The sequence below is a fragment of the Sphingobium sp. genome, from assembly GCF_041987595.1.
GTDB lineage: Bacteria > Pseudomonadota > Alphaproteobacteria > Sphingomonadales > Sphingomonadaceae > Sphingobium.
Genome location: NZ_JBHIWJ010000090.1, coordinates 1 through 16,655 on the forward strand (window position 1 = coordinate 1; position 16,655 = coordinate 16,655).

Here is a 16,655-nt window from a genome sequence, read left to right on the forward strand (position 1 = left end):
AGCCGGCTTCTCGCCCGCCTCCCGCGGCTGGATCATGCCGATCCGCCGGTCGCGCGCCATGGCGTCATGGATCAGCGCCCTGTAGCGCGGTTCGAAAATATGGAGCGGCAACTCCATCCCGGGCAGAAGCAGGGCGCCTGAGAGGGGAAAGATGGAGACGCGCGCCATCGGTCCGGTCAGGAAAAGAGGATTTGCGAGAGCTTGCGCCGCTGCGTCGCGACCCAGGGATCTTCCAGCCCCGTCGCCTCGAACAGCTTGACCAGCTGCGCCCGCGCTGCGCCGTCATTCCACGCCCGGTCGCGCCGGACGCTCTCCAGCAACTGCTCGGCGGCACCGTCCCGGTCGCCATTGGCCATCAACCCGTTGGCCAGCTCGAAGCGGGCCTCATGATCGTCGGGATCAGCCGCCACCCGCGCCTCGACGCCGGAAAGGTCCGCGACCGGCTTTGCATCGCGTTTCAGCGCAATGGCCGCCCGCGCCCGCTCGATCGCCTGATCCCTGGCGACGTCGGCAGGCAGCGCCGCCAGCACCGCCTCAGCCTCATCGACCTGCCCCAGCGCCACCAGCGCCCGCGCCTCGCCCGATGCCACCTCGGCATTGTCAGCCACCATCTGACCGACCTGCTGGAACACGGACAGGGCGCGCTCCGCTTCGCCGCCGGCCAGCAGCTCCTCGCCCATGGCGATCAACGGCGCGATTTCCTGCAGCTGCGCCTTTTCATCGGATTCGATCGGCAGCTGGCTCAGCAGCTGGTCAAGATATTGCTTCAGCTGCCCTTCGGTCCGTGCCTGGCTCAGATCAGCGACCGGCTGGCCCTGGAACACGGCATAGACGGTCGGAATCGACTGAACGCGGAACTGCGCGGCGATGAACTTGTCCTCGTCGACGTTGATCTTGACCAGCTTCACACCCTTGCTCGCGTAGTCGGCGCAGACCTTCTCGATCACCGGGGCAAGCTGCTTGCAGGGGCCGCACCATTCCGCCCAGAAATCGACGATGACCAGGCTCGTGCGCGACGGCTCCACCACATCGCGGCGGAACGCCTCCACCGATGCCTTGTCGGCCTCGCTCATTCCCAGGGTCGCCACGCTATTCCTCCTGCTGTCCGTGCGGTTACTGGCCGCCTCCATACAGCGCCTTATGTGGGGCGTCACCCTTTTGGAACAAGATTGGCAAGATCAGAAGGTATAGCCGATCCCGATCGCGCCGATCCACTGGTTCTTCGAACCGGCGATGGCCACGATCGGCGAGTCCGCATAATCGCCCAGCATGCGCGAATAGGCGGCGACCGCGAAAACCGCCCAGCCGTGACGAATGTCGCCCGACAGCGACTTGCCCCCGGCCAGACTGAAGTTGATCTTCTTGAAGCCCGATCCGTTGCCCGCCTCCGCATAGACCGGCAGACCGGAAGCGGCCGATCCCGCGGCGTCCACGTCGAAATAATAGCGGCCATATTTCTTGCCGACATAATCCGCCGACACGCCCAATCCCACAAATGCCGATGGCGACAGAGGCGTCATATATTCGATCGCAGGCGTGATGACATAACTGCCGTGCGCGCCCGCCACATCCTTCGTCACCGCGACGCGCGCCGACAGATTGTCATAGTCGCTGGTGATCACGCCGGTCTTCCCGATGCCGACGAAGCCGCCAACCTCTACCGCGACATCGCGCTTGCCGAGCATGCGCACCGCATCATCCTTGATGTTCTTGAGGCTCGACCGGTCGAATCGGGCCACGACCACCGGCCCCAGTTCGAAATCCAGCCCCTGCGGGTCGGTGTTCGGGATCGCATCGACATACAGGCCCGGCCCGCGCGTCCAGAAGGCGAAATCCTTTACCTTGCCCCGCAGCTGGGGCAGCGGCATGACGCGATAATCGTCCGAACCTTCATAGCTGGGAACAGCGGCGACGCCCGCGCCGACGGTCAGGCTGCTGCGGTCCTCATCCTGCGCCAAAGCCGCAGGCGCGAGGAAGAACGCCGCGGCAACCGCCCCGGTGACAAGAAAACGGCGATGAATCATGGCAACCCTGTTCTGATAAATTGTCAGAACGTCAGAAAGTCCTGGCGCCCCTGCTGGTTCCAGCGTCCTCTATTTACAGGAAATATTTGACCTTTATGTCCTGACGGACCCCGCCGTTCAGCATCTGGAATTGCGCCGAACGAAAGCTCGGCGCGCCGAAACGGATCGCCGGATTGCGCGAAAAGCCCACCCCTTCGCGGGGAATGCCGGCAAAGGTGTCGAGCTTTCCATTGCCATTTTCGTCGTGAATGACGGCGATCGCATAGGTTCCGGGCGCCATCGCGCCAAGCGCGATCGCCCCGGACGTCACCGGCACGGTGAAATGCCGCCTGTCGGGATCATGACTGCAATCGGGAAAATGTTCCGGCGACCGGGTGACGCAGATCAGGAAATTTCCCCTGGCGGACCGCAGACCCTGCACATCCATGCTGAGCGGTTGCGCCATGTCGACCGGCGCCGCCCCCACCAGCAAGGTCATCAGCACTATCGTTGCACCCTTCACGCCGCCTCCTCGAAACTGCCCAGACCCCTGTCGGTCCCGCAAACCCGGTCCCAGAAACGAAAATAGAGCCCGTAGTTGCAGGCATAACGGTCATGATGCCGCTGATGATGGCTCGCGGTGATCAGCCAGCGCCCCATCGGTCCCCGCACCAACCAGCGCGGAAACATCTCCCACCCCATATGGTTGCTGACGCCCATCACCGTCATGATCGTCAACACCACGCCCAGCGCCGCGACATGAATGGGAACAAGGAAGACCAGCGCGGGAATGACCACCGCGCCCGTCACCGCCTCCCAGGGATGAAAGCTCATCGCCGCCCAGGCCGTCGGCGGGCGGCTGGCATGATGAACGGCATGGGCGATCCGAAAGAGCCGGGGCCGGTGCATCCAGCGATGCGTCCAGTAAAACCAGGCGTCATGCGCGGTCAGATAGAGCAGAACCGAAGCCGGAAGATACCAGAGCGGATAGGCATGGACGTCCGTATAGACCCGCGTCCATCCCCGCGCCTGCCAGCCCCACGCCACCACGCCCGCGGGAATCCCATAGATCAGCGCCGAGGCCAGCGACCACCCGATTTCCCGCCGGATCTGCCGGTCCAGCCCGCGATAGAGGCCGGGTTTGCGCATCCGCGTCGCCAGTGCGAAGCCGCCGCTCGCCAGCAGATAGCGCAGACCGACGATCATGCTCATCGCCAAAGCGGAAAGGAAAATGGCTGCGACCATGGCGGAACTATAGCAGCCCCGCCGTCAAGGTCACGTACGGGGACGCGCCTGCCGGTAGCTGCCAAGGATTCGGACCCATTTGGTGTGGAACTCCAGCTCCGCGAGCGCCCGATCGACCGCCGGATCGCCCGGCATCCCTTCGATATCGCAATAAAATTCCGTCGCAGCGAAACTGGCCCCGCGCTGGTAGCTTTCCAGCTTGGTCATATTGACGCCGTTCGTCGCAAAGCCGCCCATCGCCTTGTAAAGCGCGGCGGGAATATTCTTCACCTCGAACAGGAAGGTGGTCATCACCGGGCCTACGCCCGCGGCGGGCATCTTCGGTTCGCGCGAGAGGATGAGGAAGCGCGTCATATTATCGTCGCTGTCCTCTATATTCTCCGCCACCAGCCGCAGGCCATAAAGCTCCGCCGCCAGATAGGGCGCTATCGCCCCCTCGCCCGCCACCTTCGTTTCCGCCACCAGCGCCGCCGCGCCCGCCGTGTCGGCATAGCTGACCGGCTGTATGCCCCGCTCGCGCAGATAGTGGCGGCACTGCCCCAGCGCCTGCGGATGGCTGACCGCGCTCTTCACCGGCACGGTATCGGGCGCCATCAGGCAATGCCGGATGCGCAGAAAATATTCGTCGATGATGTGCAGCCCGGATTCGGGCAGCAGGAAATGCATGTCCGCGACCCGCCCGTGCAGGCTGTTCTCGATCGGAATGATCGCCCGCGCGGCATCGCCATTGCGCACAGCATCGATCGCATCCTCGAACGCGAAGCAGGGCAACGGCAGGCAATCCGGTGCATAGCCGAGCGCAGCGAGGTGCGAATTGGCGCCCGGCGCGCCCTGAAAGGCGACGGCGCGGACAGGGTCGGCAGCGGCCTTTGCAGCCATTTCCGCGACAAGAAGGCGGGCGGGGGCGGGGAAGTTTTCCATAAGCGCCCCGCGCGCTTATTCACTCCGTCCCGCATGTGCAAGCGCCCTGTCAAACCGCAAAGCCATGAAAAGGGCGCGCGATCCCGTTCAACCCGGCTTGCACGTTCGCGTTTGCGCCATTATGGCAGCGGGCGAGAGGGGTCGCGAAAACAAGCGCCCAGAACAGAAATCCAGGGGAATCCGAGCGAATGGGCGATCGTTTCAACACCGCTGCCGGTTGGGCTTTGTTCGCAGGTATCATCGCGCTGGGCGGCGCGATTGTCAGCTCCAAATTTTTCCACGAAGAGCGGCCCGAGAAAATGGGCTATGCCATCGAAGGCGTCGAAGCCGAGGGTGCAGGCGGCGCAGCCAGCGGCCCCGGCCTCAACACCCTGCTCGCCAGCGCCGACGTCGCGGCAGGCGAGAAAGTGTTCGCGAAATGCGCCGCATGCCACACCGTCAATCAGGGCGGCGCCAACGGCATCGGTCCCAACCTCTACGGCACGGTCGGCGAAGCGATCGGCCAGGGCAAGGGCGGTTTTGCCTTCTCTGACGCGCTCAAGAGCAAGGGCGGCAACTGGACCTTCGAGAATCTCGATCACTGGCTAACCTCCCCGCGTGAATTCGCTCCCGGCACCAAGATGACCTTTGCCGGTCTGGGCAACCCGGCCGACCGCGCAAACCTTATCGCCTGGCTCAACAAGCAGGGGGCGAACCTGCCGCTGCCCGCCGCCGACGCGGCCCCGGCCGCCGGTGGCGACAATGCCGCCCCGGCAGAAGGCGCAAATGCAGCCTCCAATGCGGCTGCCCCAGCCGAAAATGCGGCAAGCCAATAGGCGCTGACCGGCAATCCATCCGGGTCGAAAATCTGACGGGCGCGGCATTGATTGCCGCGCCCGATCCGCTTGTGGATCTGTGCGTTTCCCGCCGTTCATGCCTTCCCATCCGTAACCGGGGGTATGAGCGCGCCTGTTGCCGCTATGCGCCAGGTCCCGGCGCGCCGATCGCCGGGACCCCTGGCGGCGGCCGGCTCGTCGCTTCGGGAAAGGCCGCTCTCATGACGGACCATGCCGCTTACTTCGCCGCTCGATCCTTCTGGCGGAGCCGCGGCCACATGCTGGAAACTGGCCATTCCGCGCCGACCGCTGCCTGATTAAGTCGCGGAAAAGCCAGAACCCGCGGAGTCTTCCCATGCAGATCGCCATAATGACGTTTGACGGCTTCAACGAACTGGACAGCTTCATCGCCGCCGGCATCCTCAACCGCATGAAGAGCCGGGGCTGGCAGGCGCACATCACCTCGCCCAGCGCAGAGGTGACCTCCATGAACGGAGTTACGGTCCAGCGTCAGAAACCGCTGGAATTCGCTGCGGAGGCGGATGCGGTGCTGATCGGCAGCGGCATCAGGACGCGGGAAATCGCCGCTGACGGTACGCTCCTTTCGCGCATGCCGCTCGATTCCACCCGCCAGCTGATCGGCGCGCAATGTTCAGGCACGCTGCTGCTCGCGAAGCTCGGACTGATAGGCCCCCTGCCCGCCTGCACCGATCTCATCACCAGGCCCTGGGTCATGGAGGCAGGCGTGCAGGTCGTCGACGCGCCGTTTGTCGCCCACGGCCGCGTCGCAACGGCAGGTGGCTGCCTGGCGTCGGTCTATCTTGCGGCATGGATGATCGCCGCGGGCGCCGGTCTCGCCGAAGCAGAGCAAGCGCTGCACTATGTCGCGCCGGTCGGCGAAAAAGCGACCACCGTCGAACAGGCGATGCGGGTGATCGCGCCCTTTCTCGACACCCCCTCTTAACGCGTGGGCCTGCCGCGACGAACGGCCGTCAGCCAGCGCGTCCCGGACCAGAGCCTCCACCGCCGCCGGCGCCGTGCCTTTCCTGCCCTGCAGGACGCACCGGCTTATTGGCCCTAGCGCCTTATCTTCAGCGCGCCGCGACCAGCAGCTTGTCGATCTTGCGTCCGTCCATGTCGACAATCTCGAATCGCCAGCCCTGGTCGTCGACATAGTCGCCGACTTCGGGCAACCGCTTCATCAGCCATAGCGCGTGACCCGCCACCGTCGCGTAATCGCGGTCCTCGGGCAGATCAATGCCGATCCGGTCGGCCAGCAAATCCATCGGCATCTGCCCCGAAACCAGCAGGCTGCCATCCTCGCGTTCGACCAGATCCGGCTCGTCCGCGCTGTCGAGGTCGGACACGAAATGCCCGGCAATGGCCGACAGCAGGTCGGCCGGCGTCGCGATGCCCTCGAAATGGCCATATTCGTCATGAACCATGACCATCGGCACTTCGGCGCGGCGCAGCACTTCCAGCGCGTCCATCGCGTCGACCTGATCGGGCACGACTTCCACCTTGCGCATCAGCGCCTCCAGGTTCAGCCCCTCGCCCCGGAACAGCGCGGTCATGATGTCGCGAGCCTGCACCACGCCTATGATGTCTTCGACCGATCCGCGGCCCACCGGCAGGCGGGTATGCGGCGTTTCCAGCAGCTTGGCGCGAATCGCCTCCTCATCCGCGGCGATGTCGATCCAGTCGACATCCATGCGCTGGGTCATGATCTCGCGCACCGGGCGGTCGGCCAGCCGCACCACGCCGGAGATGATGGCACGCTCGCTTTCCTCGATCACGCCAGACCTGCTGGCCTCCGCGACGATCAGATGCAGTTCCTCGGCCGTGACCTGCTGTTCCGATTCCCGGGTCATGCGCAGCAGGCGGAAGATGAGCGCGCTCGACCCGTCCAGCACCCAGACGATGGGCGCGGTGATCCTCGCCAGCCAGAGCATCGGCCCGGCGACCAGCACCGCGATCGGCTCCGGCGCGCGCAGGGCGAACTGTTTGGGCACGAGTTCCCCGACGATCAGCGAGGCATAGGTGGTGAGGCCAATGACCAGCGCGAAACCCGCATTTTCCGAAATATTGGCCGACAGGCCCAGCGCCTGCAACCGCTCGCCCACCGGCCCGCCCAGACTGGCGCCCGAATAGGCGCCAGCGACGATTCCGATCAGCGTGATGCCGATCTGCACGGTGGAAAGGAATTTGCCGGGATCGGCTGCCGCCGCCAGCGCCGATCTGGCGCCGCGCCGCCCTGCCTTTTCCATCGCCTGAAGCCGCTGCTTACGGGCGGATACGATCGCCAGCTCCGACATGGCGAAGACGCCATTCAGCGCGACAAGCGCCAATATGATGACGAGATCTGCCCAGGGAAAGGGCGTCGGAGCGTGCGGGGGAATAGTGGCCATGGCGGTCAAGGGCCACCTATAGCCTTGATTCTTACAATTTCACAACCATCCCATCATCCGCAGTTCAGTTCGCTTGTGGAACAAAGGCAGGCACTCGACCATTGGGGATGCATCCGCCGCTTGTCGGAGGCACGAGAAAAAGGGAACGCAAAATCCATGCGACATCTGCACCGCATCATGAGCGCCGCCGGTCTGGCGGCCCTGTTGGCCACCACAGCCTGCACCACCGATCCCAACACGGGCAATCGCACCATTTCCAAGGCCGCGATCGGCGGCATCGGCGGCGCGCTGGGCGGGTATCTGCTGGGCGATCTGGTCGGCGGGCGGCATGACCGCACCGAAAAGATATTGGGCGCGGGCATCGGCGCCGTCGCCGGCGCGGGCATCGGCGCCTATATGGATGCGCAGGAGCGGAAATTGCGGGAAGAAACCGCGGGCAGCGGCGTGGACGTGATCCGCGACGGCGACAATCTGGTGCTGCGCATGCCCTCGGGCATCACCTTTGCGACGGACAGTTCCGCCGTGCAGCCGCAATTCCAGCCGACGCTGAACGATGTCTCTTCGGTTCTGGCGCAATATCCCAAAACCTATATCGACGTTTATGGGCATACCGACAGCGACGGGACTGATGCCTATAATCAGGCCCTGTCGGAACGCCGCGCCCAGGCGGTAGGCGATTATCTGACGACTCATGGCGTGCAGTCGGCGCGCATCGCGACCCGCGGTTTTGGGGAGACCCAGCCGATTGCCTCCAACGCGACGGCGGAAGGCAAAGCTTCCAACCGCCGCGTCGAAATCAAGATCGCGCCAGTGACGGAGCAGGATGTGCGGAGCTGATCCGCCAGCGGCCGGCGCGCTCGGCACGAGCGCGCCGGCACCTTCAGAAACTTGCCTTCAACCCATCGATCACGAACTGCGCGGCCAGCGCAGCCAGCAGCACGCCCAGCAGGCGGGTGATGACCGCTTCGATCTTCGCGCCCAACAGCGCCATGATCGGTCCCGCCGCCAGCAGCGACCCAAGCATCAGCACCAGCGTCACCACCACAGCGCCAATCACCACCAGCCGCTCCGGAAGCCCTTCGGCCCGCGACATCAGCAGCATGACCGTCGCGATCGATCCCGGACCTGCGATCATCGGCATCGCCATCGGAAAGACCGAGACATCCTCGACTTCCGGGGTTTCCGCGATCTTCTGCGCCCGGTCTTCCCGCCGCTGGGTGCGCTTTTCGAACACCATGTCCATGGCGATGATGAACAGCATGATCCCGCCCGCGATGCGGAAGCTGTCCAGTTCGATTCCCAGCACGCCGAGCAACTGCTTGCCCCAGAGCGCAAAGAGCAGCAGGATGCCCGCCGCAATGCCTACGGCCCTGATCGCCATTGCGCGGCGCTGGGCCATGGACGCGCCGGTCGTCAGGCTGGCATAGATCGGCGCGCAGCCCGGCGGATCGATCACCACGAACAGGGTGACGAAGGCGGAAATGAAGAGTTCTGTCATGCGCCCGCCGCGACCCTGTCGTCGATCACCGTTTCATAATCCGCGCCGTTCCACATGCGCACGGTGACGCGGCGGCTGCCGTCCGTCGCCACATCGGCGGTCCAGGTCAGGCTGTCGTCTTTCGGCGAGGGAGGCATGTCGCCCTTGCCACCCGGCCTGACCCCCGGCGGCGGACCAGCTGGACGCGCCTCATCCCCCGGCCCGCGCCGCCTGCAGGTCGCGACCTTGCCGACAAGGAACTCCGGCGCCTCGCGGGCAACGGCGAGCCTGTCGCCATGATCCATGATCCATTTCCATTCCCCCTTCTTGTCGCGCTGCCAGAGGGTCGTGAAATAGCCGACCGATCCGTCCGGCCGCTTCCAGCCGCCGGTGCTGGCGGCCAGATTGCCGTCACAGGAGACATAGATGATGGAGGGCGCCCAGCTCACCGAAGCAGGTGGATCGGCGCGGCCCTTGAGCCACTGTTTCGCCAACACGCGCTGCGGCACGAACATCACCGCCTCTTCCGCCGCGGTCTCGCGGAAAGCGGTCCACTGACCCTTTTGCTGCGCCAGCCGGTTGAAGGCGATCTCCGCGGCAAAGACGGAACTGGGGTCGGGCTGATAGCGCATCGGCGGGCGCGCGCCCACCAAGGCGAGGAAGGTCAGGGCAAGGAACGCGGCGCGTGCCCTCACAGCCCCTCCGGCTTGGGCAGTCCGGCGCGGGCATGTGCCGCCACCAGCGTATTGCGCAGCAGCACCGCGATGGTCATCGGCCCGACGCCGCCCGGAACCGGCGTGATCGCACGGACATGAGCCAGCGCCTCTGCCGTGGCGACATCGCCGACGATCCGGCTCTTGCCGTCCTCCGTATCGGTGACGCGGTTGATGCCGACATCGATCACGGTGGCGCCAGGCTTGATCCATTCGCCCTTCACCATCTCGGCCCGCCCCACGGCCGCGACAACGATGTCGGCCCGATGCACGACCGAGGCAAGATCCTTGGTCCGGCTGTGCGCGATGGTGACGGTGCAGTTTTCCGCCAGCAGCAGTTGCGCCATCGGCTTGCCCACGATGTTCGAACGACCGACGACGACCGCCTCCATCCCGGAAAGATCGCCCAGCTCATCCTTCAGCAGCATGATGCAGCCCAGCGGCGTGCAGGGCACCAGCGCCTCCTGCCCGGTCGCCAGCAGGCCCGAATTGACGACGTGGAAGCCGTCCACATCCTTGGCGGGATTGATCGTGCCGATCACCGAGGCTTCGTTGATATGCGCGGGCAGCGGCAGCTGGACGAGGATGCCGTCCACCCGGTCGTCGGCATTCAGTTCCTCGACGAGATCGAGCAGTTCTTCCTCACCGATCGCGGCGGGCAGCTTGAACTCCATGCTCTCCATGCCGACGGCGACGGTCATCTTGCCCTTGTTGCGGACATAGACGGCGCTCGCGGGGTCCTCACCCACCAGCACCACGGCAAGGCCGGGCTTGCGCCCGGTCTTGCCGACAAAGGCGGCGACCCCGTCCGCGACCTTCCCGCGAAGCGTCTCGGCAAACGCCTTGCCGTCAATGATCTTGCCGATGGTCATGATGGTTCACCCTGTTCTTCGATAATGGCGGAGAGCCGGCGAAAAACCAACGCTTCACCGCCTCCCTTGATCCGCAGCCGCTTTAGCCGGTTGGTGTCGCCCGATTCCAGCGAAATCGCGCTGCGGGGCCAATCCAGCCACCTGCCCAGCAGGGCGATCAGCGCCGCGTTGGCCTTCCCCTTTTCGGGCACGGCGCGCACGCGGGCGCCCAGCCATTGCGCGCCCTTTTCATCTGTCCAGACGCCGCCAATCTGCTCCTTCGTCGCGCCCGGCGTCAACCGGACGGACAGGACCATATCCTCGCCGTCCCGGACGAGGACCGTCACACCAGGCCGAAGAGTGGCGGCAAGATCGCCTGACGGATGAGGAGGATGGCCAGCAGCACGACCATGGGCGACAGGTCGAGCGCACCCAGATCGGGCAATATCCGGCGGATCGGATTGTAGATGGGCGCCGTCATCCGATCGAGCGCCACCATCACCGTCCGCACGAAATCATTGGAAAGATTGACGACATTGAAGGCGATCAGCCAGCTCATGACGGCCTGAATGATGATGATCCACCACAGCACATCGAGCAGGATGACGATGATCTGATAGAGGGCGTAGGCCATGCGGTCTCCAAATTGATTGAGGCCTGCTCTAGCCGAGGGGAGTGGCGCGGGACAAGCGCCGACAGGGGATTATTCCACCGAATGCAGGACGCCATCGGCCAGCGGCAATGGAATTTCCCGCCCGACGCCGCTATTGGCCGCCGCCATGGACCTTCGCGACGCCACTCTGGACGATGCTCCGCTGATCGCTGCCCTCCATGTGGCAAGCTGGCGCAGCGCCTACGCCCATTTCATGGACCCGGCCTATCTGGCGAGCGGGATCGAGGCGGAACGGCTGGCGCACTGGGCACGGCGGCTGGCCGAACCTTCACCCGCGCAGCGGATCATCATCGCGGCAGCAGACGGCCAGCCGATCGGCTTCACCTGCCTGATCGGCGCCGATCATCCGCGCTGGGGCACGCTGGTCGACAATCTCCACGCCCTGCCCACGATGAAGGGAAAGGGACTGGGCCGTGCGCTGCTGGCGGAGGCTGCCCGCTGGACGCTGGAGCGGTTCCCGGAAAGCGGCCTCTACCTCTGGTGCTATGCGGACAACCGGGCCGCGCGCGGCTTCTACGCGCGTCGCGGCGGGCTGGTCGTCGAAAATACCGAAAAAACCGGTCCTGACGGCCGGACCCAGCCGGAGCAGCGCTTCCACTGGCCCGACCCGGCGGTGCTTCTTACCGGCGCACTAAAGTCCCCGCACCGCGATCCGTGAAGATTTCCAGCAGCATCGCATGCGGCACCCGGCCATCGAGGATGACGGCTGCGTCCACCCCGCCTTCGACCGCGCGGACGCAGGTTTCCAGCTTGGGTATCATGCCACCGCTGATCGTGCCGTCCGCTTCCAGTTCATGGATCGCCGCCGGGTCCAGGTCCGTCAGCAATTGACCCTGCTTGTCCAGCACGCCCGCCACATCGGTCAACAGGAAGAAGCGCGACGCGCCCAGCTCAGCCGCGATGGCGCCCGCCATGGTGTCGGCATTGACATTATAAGTGTGGCCGTCCGCGCCGATGCCCACCGGCGCCACCACCGGAATGATGCCATCCTGCGTCAGCGTGTCGAGGATGCGGCGGTCGACCTTCACCGGATCGCCGACGAAACCCAGATCGACATTGCGCTCGATGCCCGAATTGGGGTCCGCCTCGCGCTTGCCGAGTACCTTTTCGCACAGGACGAGGCCGCCATCCTTGCCGGAAATGCCCACCGCGCGCCCGCCCGCGCCGCTGATCCAGCCGACAATTTCCTTGTTGATCGACCCGGCCAGCACCATTTCCGCGATCTGCGCGGTTTCCTTGTCAGTGACGCGCAGCCCGCCGATGAACTGCGATTCGACGCCCAGCTTCTTCAGCATCGCGCCGATCTGCGGCCCGCCGCCATGGACGACGACGACATTGATGCCGACCGCCTTCATCAGCACGACGTCTTCTGCGAAATCGCGCGCCGCTTCGGGATCGCCCATGGCGTGGCCGCCATATTTCACCACGAAGGTCTTGCCCGCATATCGCTGCATATAGGGCAGCGCTTCGACGAGGGTTTCGGCCTTGGCGAGAAGCGCCGGATCGGGGGCATGCTTGCTGTTCATGCGCGGGCGCATAAGGCAGTTGACGCCCTACCGCAACCGGAGCCTTTTCAAGGCAAGCCGCACGGATTGCCGGCTCGGAAAATGCGGCAACGAAATCAACGGTCCAGCCGCCGTCCCAGCGCCACCAGCGCATAAATGACCGGCGGCACCAGCAGGGCCGACAGGGTCACCTTCGCCAGCATCTGTCCCATCAGCAGTTCCCCGATCGGGAAGACGCCGTAAAAGGCAATCGAAACAAAGAGCAGCGTGTCCGCGATCTGCGACAATATGCTCGCCGCCGCGGCGCGCAGCCAGAGGAGGCGGCTCCCTTCCCGCCCCTTGAGCGCCGCGAACAGGGTGACGTTCAGCGTCTGCGAAATGCCGTAGGCGATGATCCCGCCCAGCCAGATGCGCGGCGTGCCGCCCATCATCAACGCGAAGGCGTCGCGGCGCGCAGGGTCCATGTCCCCCGCGGCGGGCACCGACAGCACGATGATCGACAGCAATATGGATGCGATCAAGGGCAGAAAACCTACCTGCACCAGCCGGTTGGCGGTGGCGCGGCCATGAAGTTCGGCCACCGCGCTGGAAATGGTGACCAGCAACAGAAAAGCGAAAATGCCCGCCTCCACCGCCAGTGGCCCCAGGCCGAACATGGGCCCGATCGCGGACAGCGGTCCCAGCGTTACCTGCTTGTTGCCCAGCACCCCCGCAATGCAGACCATGCCGCCGTAAAAGATGGAAAAAACGAAGAGCGAACGCGCAATCGGCGCGGGATTGGAAGCCATTGCCGCGACTTAACGGGATTTCCACGCAGTGGAAAGAGCCGCCACCGCAGAAGGTTTCAGGGATAAGGGCAGGTTTCGACCCGTTTTAGACATTAAGCAGATTACCCTTTTGCGCCGATGGCAATCCGTCGCGAACATGTAAAAGAAAGTGACACATTAGCACAGACGTCTGCCACTCACAGCGAAAGGCGAACAGATGCGCGGCACGCATTTATTGATCGCAGGGTTTATTTTCCTTGGCGGATGCGGAAGCGGCGGTTCTGGTGAAAGCACCAATCCAGCGGGCGATGCCTCGCTGGAGCCTCAACCCGACGGCTCCGCCGCGGCCCCGGCGGTTCAAAAAGTGGATCTGAACTGTAGCAAGTTCAAGCCGCAATCAGCGCGTCAGGGACAGCCAGCCGATGATGTGGGCGGGCTGAGGCAGGGAATGACCGAAGACCAGGTCCGTGGTGTTCTTCTGTGCAAGAATCCCAGTTATGCGATAAATGTCAGCAAACATAGCGTTTCAATCCCCACCGGCGGCCAAATGTCTCAGATCAACCTGAATGCCGACACGGGCCTCGACAAGGTCAATGTCTGGTTGCTCGGCCCTTCGGGGGGAGAGCAAGTGGTCCACATAGATCGCTCCATTGAATATCCAAACGGCAAGGAACTGCCGATCGCAAACATCGCGCAGGATGTAGCTGCCAAATATGGAGCGTTCGACGATGCCGGCTATGGCAATCAGCGTTCGGGCTGGATTGTTCGTTCGCGAGACGGCGAACGCATGGCTAGCAGCAATACAAGCTATGGAGAATGCCGCAGCCACAGCCTCCGAACGGACAAGGCCCTTCCTTGCCTGCATGCGATTTCTTACGAGGTGGTGCCGAACCAGCAAAACCCCGCTCTTGCATCACGCTTCAATGTCGCCATCACCAGCTTCTCGACTACCAGCGACATGATCACCTCTACAATGGAGCATCAAGCCAAGGCTGTGCGACGTGCTGAGGAAAATGCACAGCAGGGCAGTTTGGACCTTTAGGCCCGCTCTTTGGATGTGATGGGCGAGCGGCTGGTTGAAAACCGACCGTCCCCTTACCACCCCAAAGTTCAAATCCGGGCCTGGACCTACCAGGCCAGCCGGTATTTCACGCCCATCGCCTGTGCCAGCTGCCGCTGACGCCGTTCGACCGCCTCGCCGAACAGGTCAACGTCGGCACCCTGCAGGCGCAGTTCGAGCACGTCTCCCTCCATTTCCAGCCGTGAGGCCAGCAACGGTCCCTCGACTCCGCCAGACAGCCTTTGCCCCAGCCGGATCGCCAAGCCCCAGAGCATCGCCCGCCTGAGCGCCTCGGGCGGGGCGAGCCGCTCGATGCCCGGCGGCGTCGACATGCCCCCGCCGAAATTGCTGTGCAGGGCCTGCGCCAGCATCGCGCGCTCGGCAGCGGTGATGCCCACCCAATTGCTGTGCAGCGCGATCTCGACGCCGCGGTCCGACCGAAAGTCGGGATTGGCCCTCCAGCCGACATCCGCCAACAGGCAGGCGGCGCGGCGGATCCGCCGCCAGGCGCTGCCATCCTCCAGAAAAAGCGGCGCGATCCAGCGCTCGATCATGTCGCCATGACCCGAAAAGCGCGCCTGCGCCTCCCCTTCCGCCTCAGCGGCGACCAGCAACGGATCATGCTGCCGGATTTCAGGCGGCAGGTCGCCATAGAGCAACCCTTCGCGCAGGCCATAGGCCGACACCACCAGCCGGCTTGCCTTCAGCTGCCGGACGATGACGGACAGCAGCGCCGCCGCATCGGGCAGCGTCGGGACGCGCGAGCCGGTAATCTGGGGTATCTCCCTGAAACGCGCCTTGCCGACATGGGACAGGCTGCGCGTCAGCTGCTCGGCCCGGGCGGCGGTCATTTCATACTGGTGCATGACCGGAAGCGGGAAATGCGTCGATTCCATGTCGAACCGGGCCAGCGCGCGCCATGAGCCGCCGACCATATAGAAGGGCAGGTCCGGTTGCGCGGCCCAGCCGGCCCTGACGAGCATTTTCTTCACCTGCCGTTCCAGCACGCCCGGACCCTTGGCGCGGATCTGCGGCAGGCGCAGCACACCCAGCGGCAGCGAAACCGTCTCATGCACCGCGCCGTCGCGCACCCGCGCCAGTTCCAGACTGCCGCCGCCCAGATCGCCGACGATGCCGTTGGCGCCGGGAATGCCCGACAGCACGCCATACCCCGCCGCCATCGCCTCCTGCGCGCCGGTGAGCAGCTCGACGGTCAGGCCCATGGCGGCAGCCCGCGCAATGAAGTCCGCGCCATTTTCCGCGTCGCGCACCGCAGCGGTGGCGACGCAGCGCAGCTCATCCACCTTCATCTCACGACACAGATGGGCGAACCGGCCCACGGCACGCAGGCCCCGCTCCATGGCGTCGGCTTCGATCCGTCCGGTCTTGCCGAGCGAGGCGCCCAGCCCCGCCATGACCTTTTCGTTGAAGAGGATGAACGGAATGCGGCGCGGCCCGTCATAGACGACCAGCCGGACGCTGTTGGAACCGATGTCGATGATCGCTGTCCGCGCCCGCGCGTGCTGGGGCGAAGTGGCCATCGTTTCGGCGATGGCCCGGACCTGACTGAGCATCGAATTCATGAGGCTTCAGGCCCGCCCGCGCAGGCGCAAGGTGGGAACAGCCTCGCTGTCCAGCGCCGCGCCCCGGCCGGAAAGCGACGGGTTGGTCATGAAATAGCGGTGCAGGTTGAACGGCCGGTCGGTCGCCTCGACCCGATGATATTGGCCCTCGCTGTCCAGCTCCCAGCTCTGTTCGGTGTCGATGAGGTTCGCGACCATAACCTGATCGAGAATCTGGTCGTGCACGGTCGGATTTTCGATCGGGGCCAGGAATTCGACGCGACGGTCGAAATTGCGCGGCATCCAGTCAGCGGAACTGATGAACACCTTCGCGCCATTGTTGGGCAGCGCCTTGCCATTGCCGAACACGGTGACGCGGCTATGTTCCAGGAAACGACCGACGACCGACTTCACCCGGATATTTTCCGACATGCCCGGCACGCCCGGTCGCAGGCAGCAGATGCCGCGCACGATCAGCTCGATCTGCACGCCCGCGTTGCTGGCGGCATAGAGCTTTTCCATGATCGCCGGATCGACCAGCGAATTCATCTTCGCCCAGATCGTGCCCGGCCGCCCGGCACGCACATGCTCGATCTCCGCGTCGATCAGCTCGCAGAGGCGGTTGCGCAAATCGCGCGGGCTCATGACCAGCTTT

General features: G+C 64.6%; 20 protein-coding genes and 1 pseudogene. 5 read left to right on the forward strand and 16 right to left on the reverse strand.

The window, feature by feature from the left end; all coding sequences use genetic code 11:
* The 6 genes from ACFC3J_RS17765 to ACFC3J_RS17790 form a co-directional block, all read right to left on the reverse strand.
* On the reverse strand, window positions 1–168 hold a 168-nt coding region (locus ACFC3J_RS17765), incomplete at its 3' end, for an LON peptidase substrate-binding domain-containing protein (protein WP_375197442.1).
* Window positions 169–176: 8 nt separating this feature from the next.
* Window positions 177–1,088, reverse strand: coding sequence for a tetratricopeptide repeat protein (locus ACFC3J_RS17770; protein WP_375197424.1), 912 nt, complete (start codon window positions 1,086–1,088; stop codon window positions 177–179).
* 90 nt (window positions 1,089–1,178) lie between these two features.
* Window positions 1,179–2,024, reverse strand: coding sequence for a MipA/OmpV family protein (locus tag ACFC3J_RS17775; protein WP_375197425.1), 846 nt, complete (start codon window positions 2,022–2,024; stop codon window positions 1,179–1,181).
* Between the two features lie 73 nt (window positions 2,025–2,097).
* The gene (locus ACFC3J_RS17780; RefSeq protein ID WP_375197443.1) at window positions 2,098–2,502 is read right to left on the reverse strand and encodes a DUF2141 domain-containing protein; all 405 of its coding nucleotides are present in this window, start codon (window positions 2,500–2,502) and stop codon (window positions 2,098–2,100) included.
* A gap of 20 nt (window positions 2,503–2,522) precedes the next feature.
* Complete coding sequence (locus ACFC3J_RS17785) at window positions 2,523–3,248, reverse strand: sterol desaturase family protein (RefSeq protein WP_375197426.1); 726 nt, start codon at window positions 3,246–3,248, stop codon at window positions 2,523–2,525.
* Window positions 3,249–3,278: 30 nt separating this feature from the next.
* Window positions 3,279–4,169: a prephenate dehydratase gene (locus ACFC3J_RS17790; RefSeq protein ID WP_375197427.1), complete on the reverse strand. Its 891-nt coding sequence runs from the start codon at window positions 4,167–4,169 to the stop codon at window positions 3,279–3,281.
* Window positions 4,170–4,357: 188 nt separating this feature from the next.
* On the opposite strand from ACFC3J_RS17790, the gene ACFC3J_RS17795 reads away from it, so the two are divergent.
* Window positions 4,358–4,984, forward strand: a complete 627-nt coding sequence (locus ACFC3J_RS17795) for a c-type cytochrome (protein ID WP_375197428.1) — start codon at window positions 4,358–4,360, stop codon at window positions 4,982–4,984.
* Window positions 4,985–5,339: 355 nt separating this feature from the next.
* Window positions 5,340–5,948: a DJ-1/PfpI family protein gene (locus tag ACFC3J_RS17800; protein WP_375197429.1), complete on the forward strand. Its 609-nt coding sequence runs from the start codon at window positions 5,340–5,342 to the stop codon at window positions 5,946–5,948.
* A gap of 127 nt (window positions 5,949–6,075) precedes the next feature.
* Here ACFC3J_RS17800 and ACFC3J_RS17805 read toward each other — a convergent pair whose 3' ends face one another.
* The gene (locus ACFC3J_RS17805; RefSeq protein WP_375197430.1) at window positions 6,076–7,392 is read right to left on the reverse strand and encodes a hemolysin family protein; all 1,317 of its coding nucleotides are present in this window, start codon (window positions 7,390–7,392) and stop codon (window positions 6,076–6,078) included.
* Window positions 7,393–7,548: 156 nt separating this feature from the next.
* Between ACFC3J_RS17805 and ACFC3J_RS17810 the strand changes: the two genes are divergently transcribed.
* Entirely contained in the window at window positions 7,549–8,229 is a 681-nt protein-coding gene (locus ACFC3J_RS17810; protein ID WP_375197431.1) for an OmpA family protein, read from the forward strand.
* 43 nt (window positions 8,230–8,272) lie between these two features.
* Here ACFC3J_RS17810 and ACFC3J_RS17815 read toward each other — a convergent pair whose 3' ends face one another.
* Genes ACFC3J_RS17815 through ACFC3J_RS17835 form a run of 5 tightly spaced genes read right to left on the reverse strand, consistent with a single transcriptional unit; the run spans window position 8,273 to window position 11,067 of the window.
* Window positions 8,273–8,890 (reverse strand): MarC family protein, encoded by a 618-nt coding sequence (locus ACFC3J_RS17815; RefSeq protein WP_375197432.1) that lies wholly within the window; start codon window positions 8,888–8,890, stop codon window positions 8,273–8,275.
* Complete coding sequence (locus ACFC3J_RS17820) at window positions 8,887–9,564, reverse strand: hypothetical protein (RefSeq protein WP_375197433.1); 678 nt, start codon at window positions 9,562–9,564, stop codon at window positions 8,887–8,889. The genes ACFC3J_RS17815 and ACFC3J_RS17820 overlap by 4 nt, the downstream gene beginning before the upstream one ends.
* On the reverse strand, window positions 9,561–10,454 hold the full coding sequence (folD, locus tag ACFC3J_RS17825) for a bifunctional methylenetetrahydrofolate dehydrogenase/methenyltetrahydrofolate cyclohydrolase FolD (protein ID WP_375197434.1): 894 nt from the start codon (window positions 10,452–10,454) through the stop codon (window positions 9,561–9,563). Before folD ends, ACFC3J_RS17820 begins: the two co-directional genes overlap by 4 nt.
* A complete protein-coding gene (locus tag ACFC3J_RS17830; protein WP_375197435.1) occupies window positions 10,451–10,780 on the reverse strand; it encodes a DUF167 domain-containing protein in 330 nt (109 codons plus the stop codon). Before ACFC3J_RS17830 ends, folD begins: the two co-directional genes overlap by 4 nt.
* Window positions 10,777–11,067 carry a YggT family protein gene (locus tag ACFC3J_RS17835; RefSeq protein WP_375197436.1) on the reverse strand — a complete coding sequence of 97 codons (291 nt, stop codon included), beginning with the start codon at window positions 11,065–11,067 and terminating at the stop codon, window positions 10,777–10,779. Before ACFC3J_RS17835 ends, ACFC3J_RS17830 begins: the two co-directional genes overlap by 4 nt.
* A gap of 145 nt (window positions 11,068–11,212) precedes the next feature.
* On the opposite strand from ACFC3J_RS17835, the gene ACFC3J_RS17840 reads away from it, so the two are divergent.
* The gene (locus tag ACFC3J_RS17840; protein ID WP_375197437.1) at window positions 11,213–11,764 is read left to right on the forward strand and encodes a GNAT family N-acetyltransferase; all 552 of its coding nucleotides are present in this window, start codon (window positions 11,213–11,215) and stop codon (window positions 11,762–11,764) included.
* Here ACFC3J_RS17840 and argB read toward each other — a convergent pair.
* A complete protein-coding gene (gene argB, locus ACFC3J_RS17845; protein ID WP_375197438.1) occupies window positions 11,727–12,644 on the reverse strand; it encodes an acetylglutamate kinase in 918 nt (305 codons plus the stop codon). The genes ACFC3J_RS17840 and argB overlap by 38 nt on opposite strands.
* Before the next feature lie 83 nt (window positions 12,645–12,727).
* Window positions 12,728–13,399 (reverse strand): queuosine precursor transporter, encoded by a 672-nt coding sequence (locus tag ACFC3J_RS17850; RefSeq protein ID WP_375197439.1) that lies wholly within the window; start codon window positions 13,397–13,399, stop codon window positions 12,728–12,730.
* A gap of 196 nt (window positions 13,400–13,595) precedes the next feature.
* On the opposite strand from ACFC3J_RS17850, the gene ACFC3J_RS17855 reads away from it, so the two are divergent.
* Entirely contained in the window at window positions 13,596–14,420 is an 825-nt protein-coding gene (locus ACFC3J_RS17855) for a hypothetical protein (protein WP_375197440.1), read from the forward strand.
* A gap of 86 nt (window positions 14,421–14,506) precedes the next feature.
* On the opposite strand, the gene ACFC3J_RS17860 is transcribed toward ACFC3J_RS17855, so the two are convergent.
* Window positions 14,507–16,021 carry a Ppx/GppA family phosphatase gene (locus ACFC3J_RS17860; protein WP_375197441.1) on the reverse strand — a complete coding sequence of 505 codons (1,515 nt, stop codon included), beginning with the start codon at window positions 16,019–16,021 and terminating at the stop codon, window positions 14,507–14,509.
* Between the two features lie 6 nt (window positions 16,022–16,027).
* Window positions 16,028–16,655 (reverse strand): annotated as a pseudogene (locus ACFC3J_RS17865) (RNA degradosome polyphosphate kinase); the annotation flags it as partial.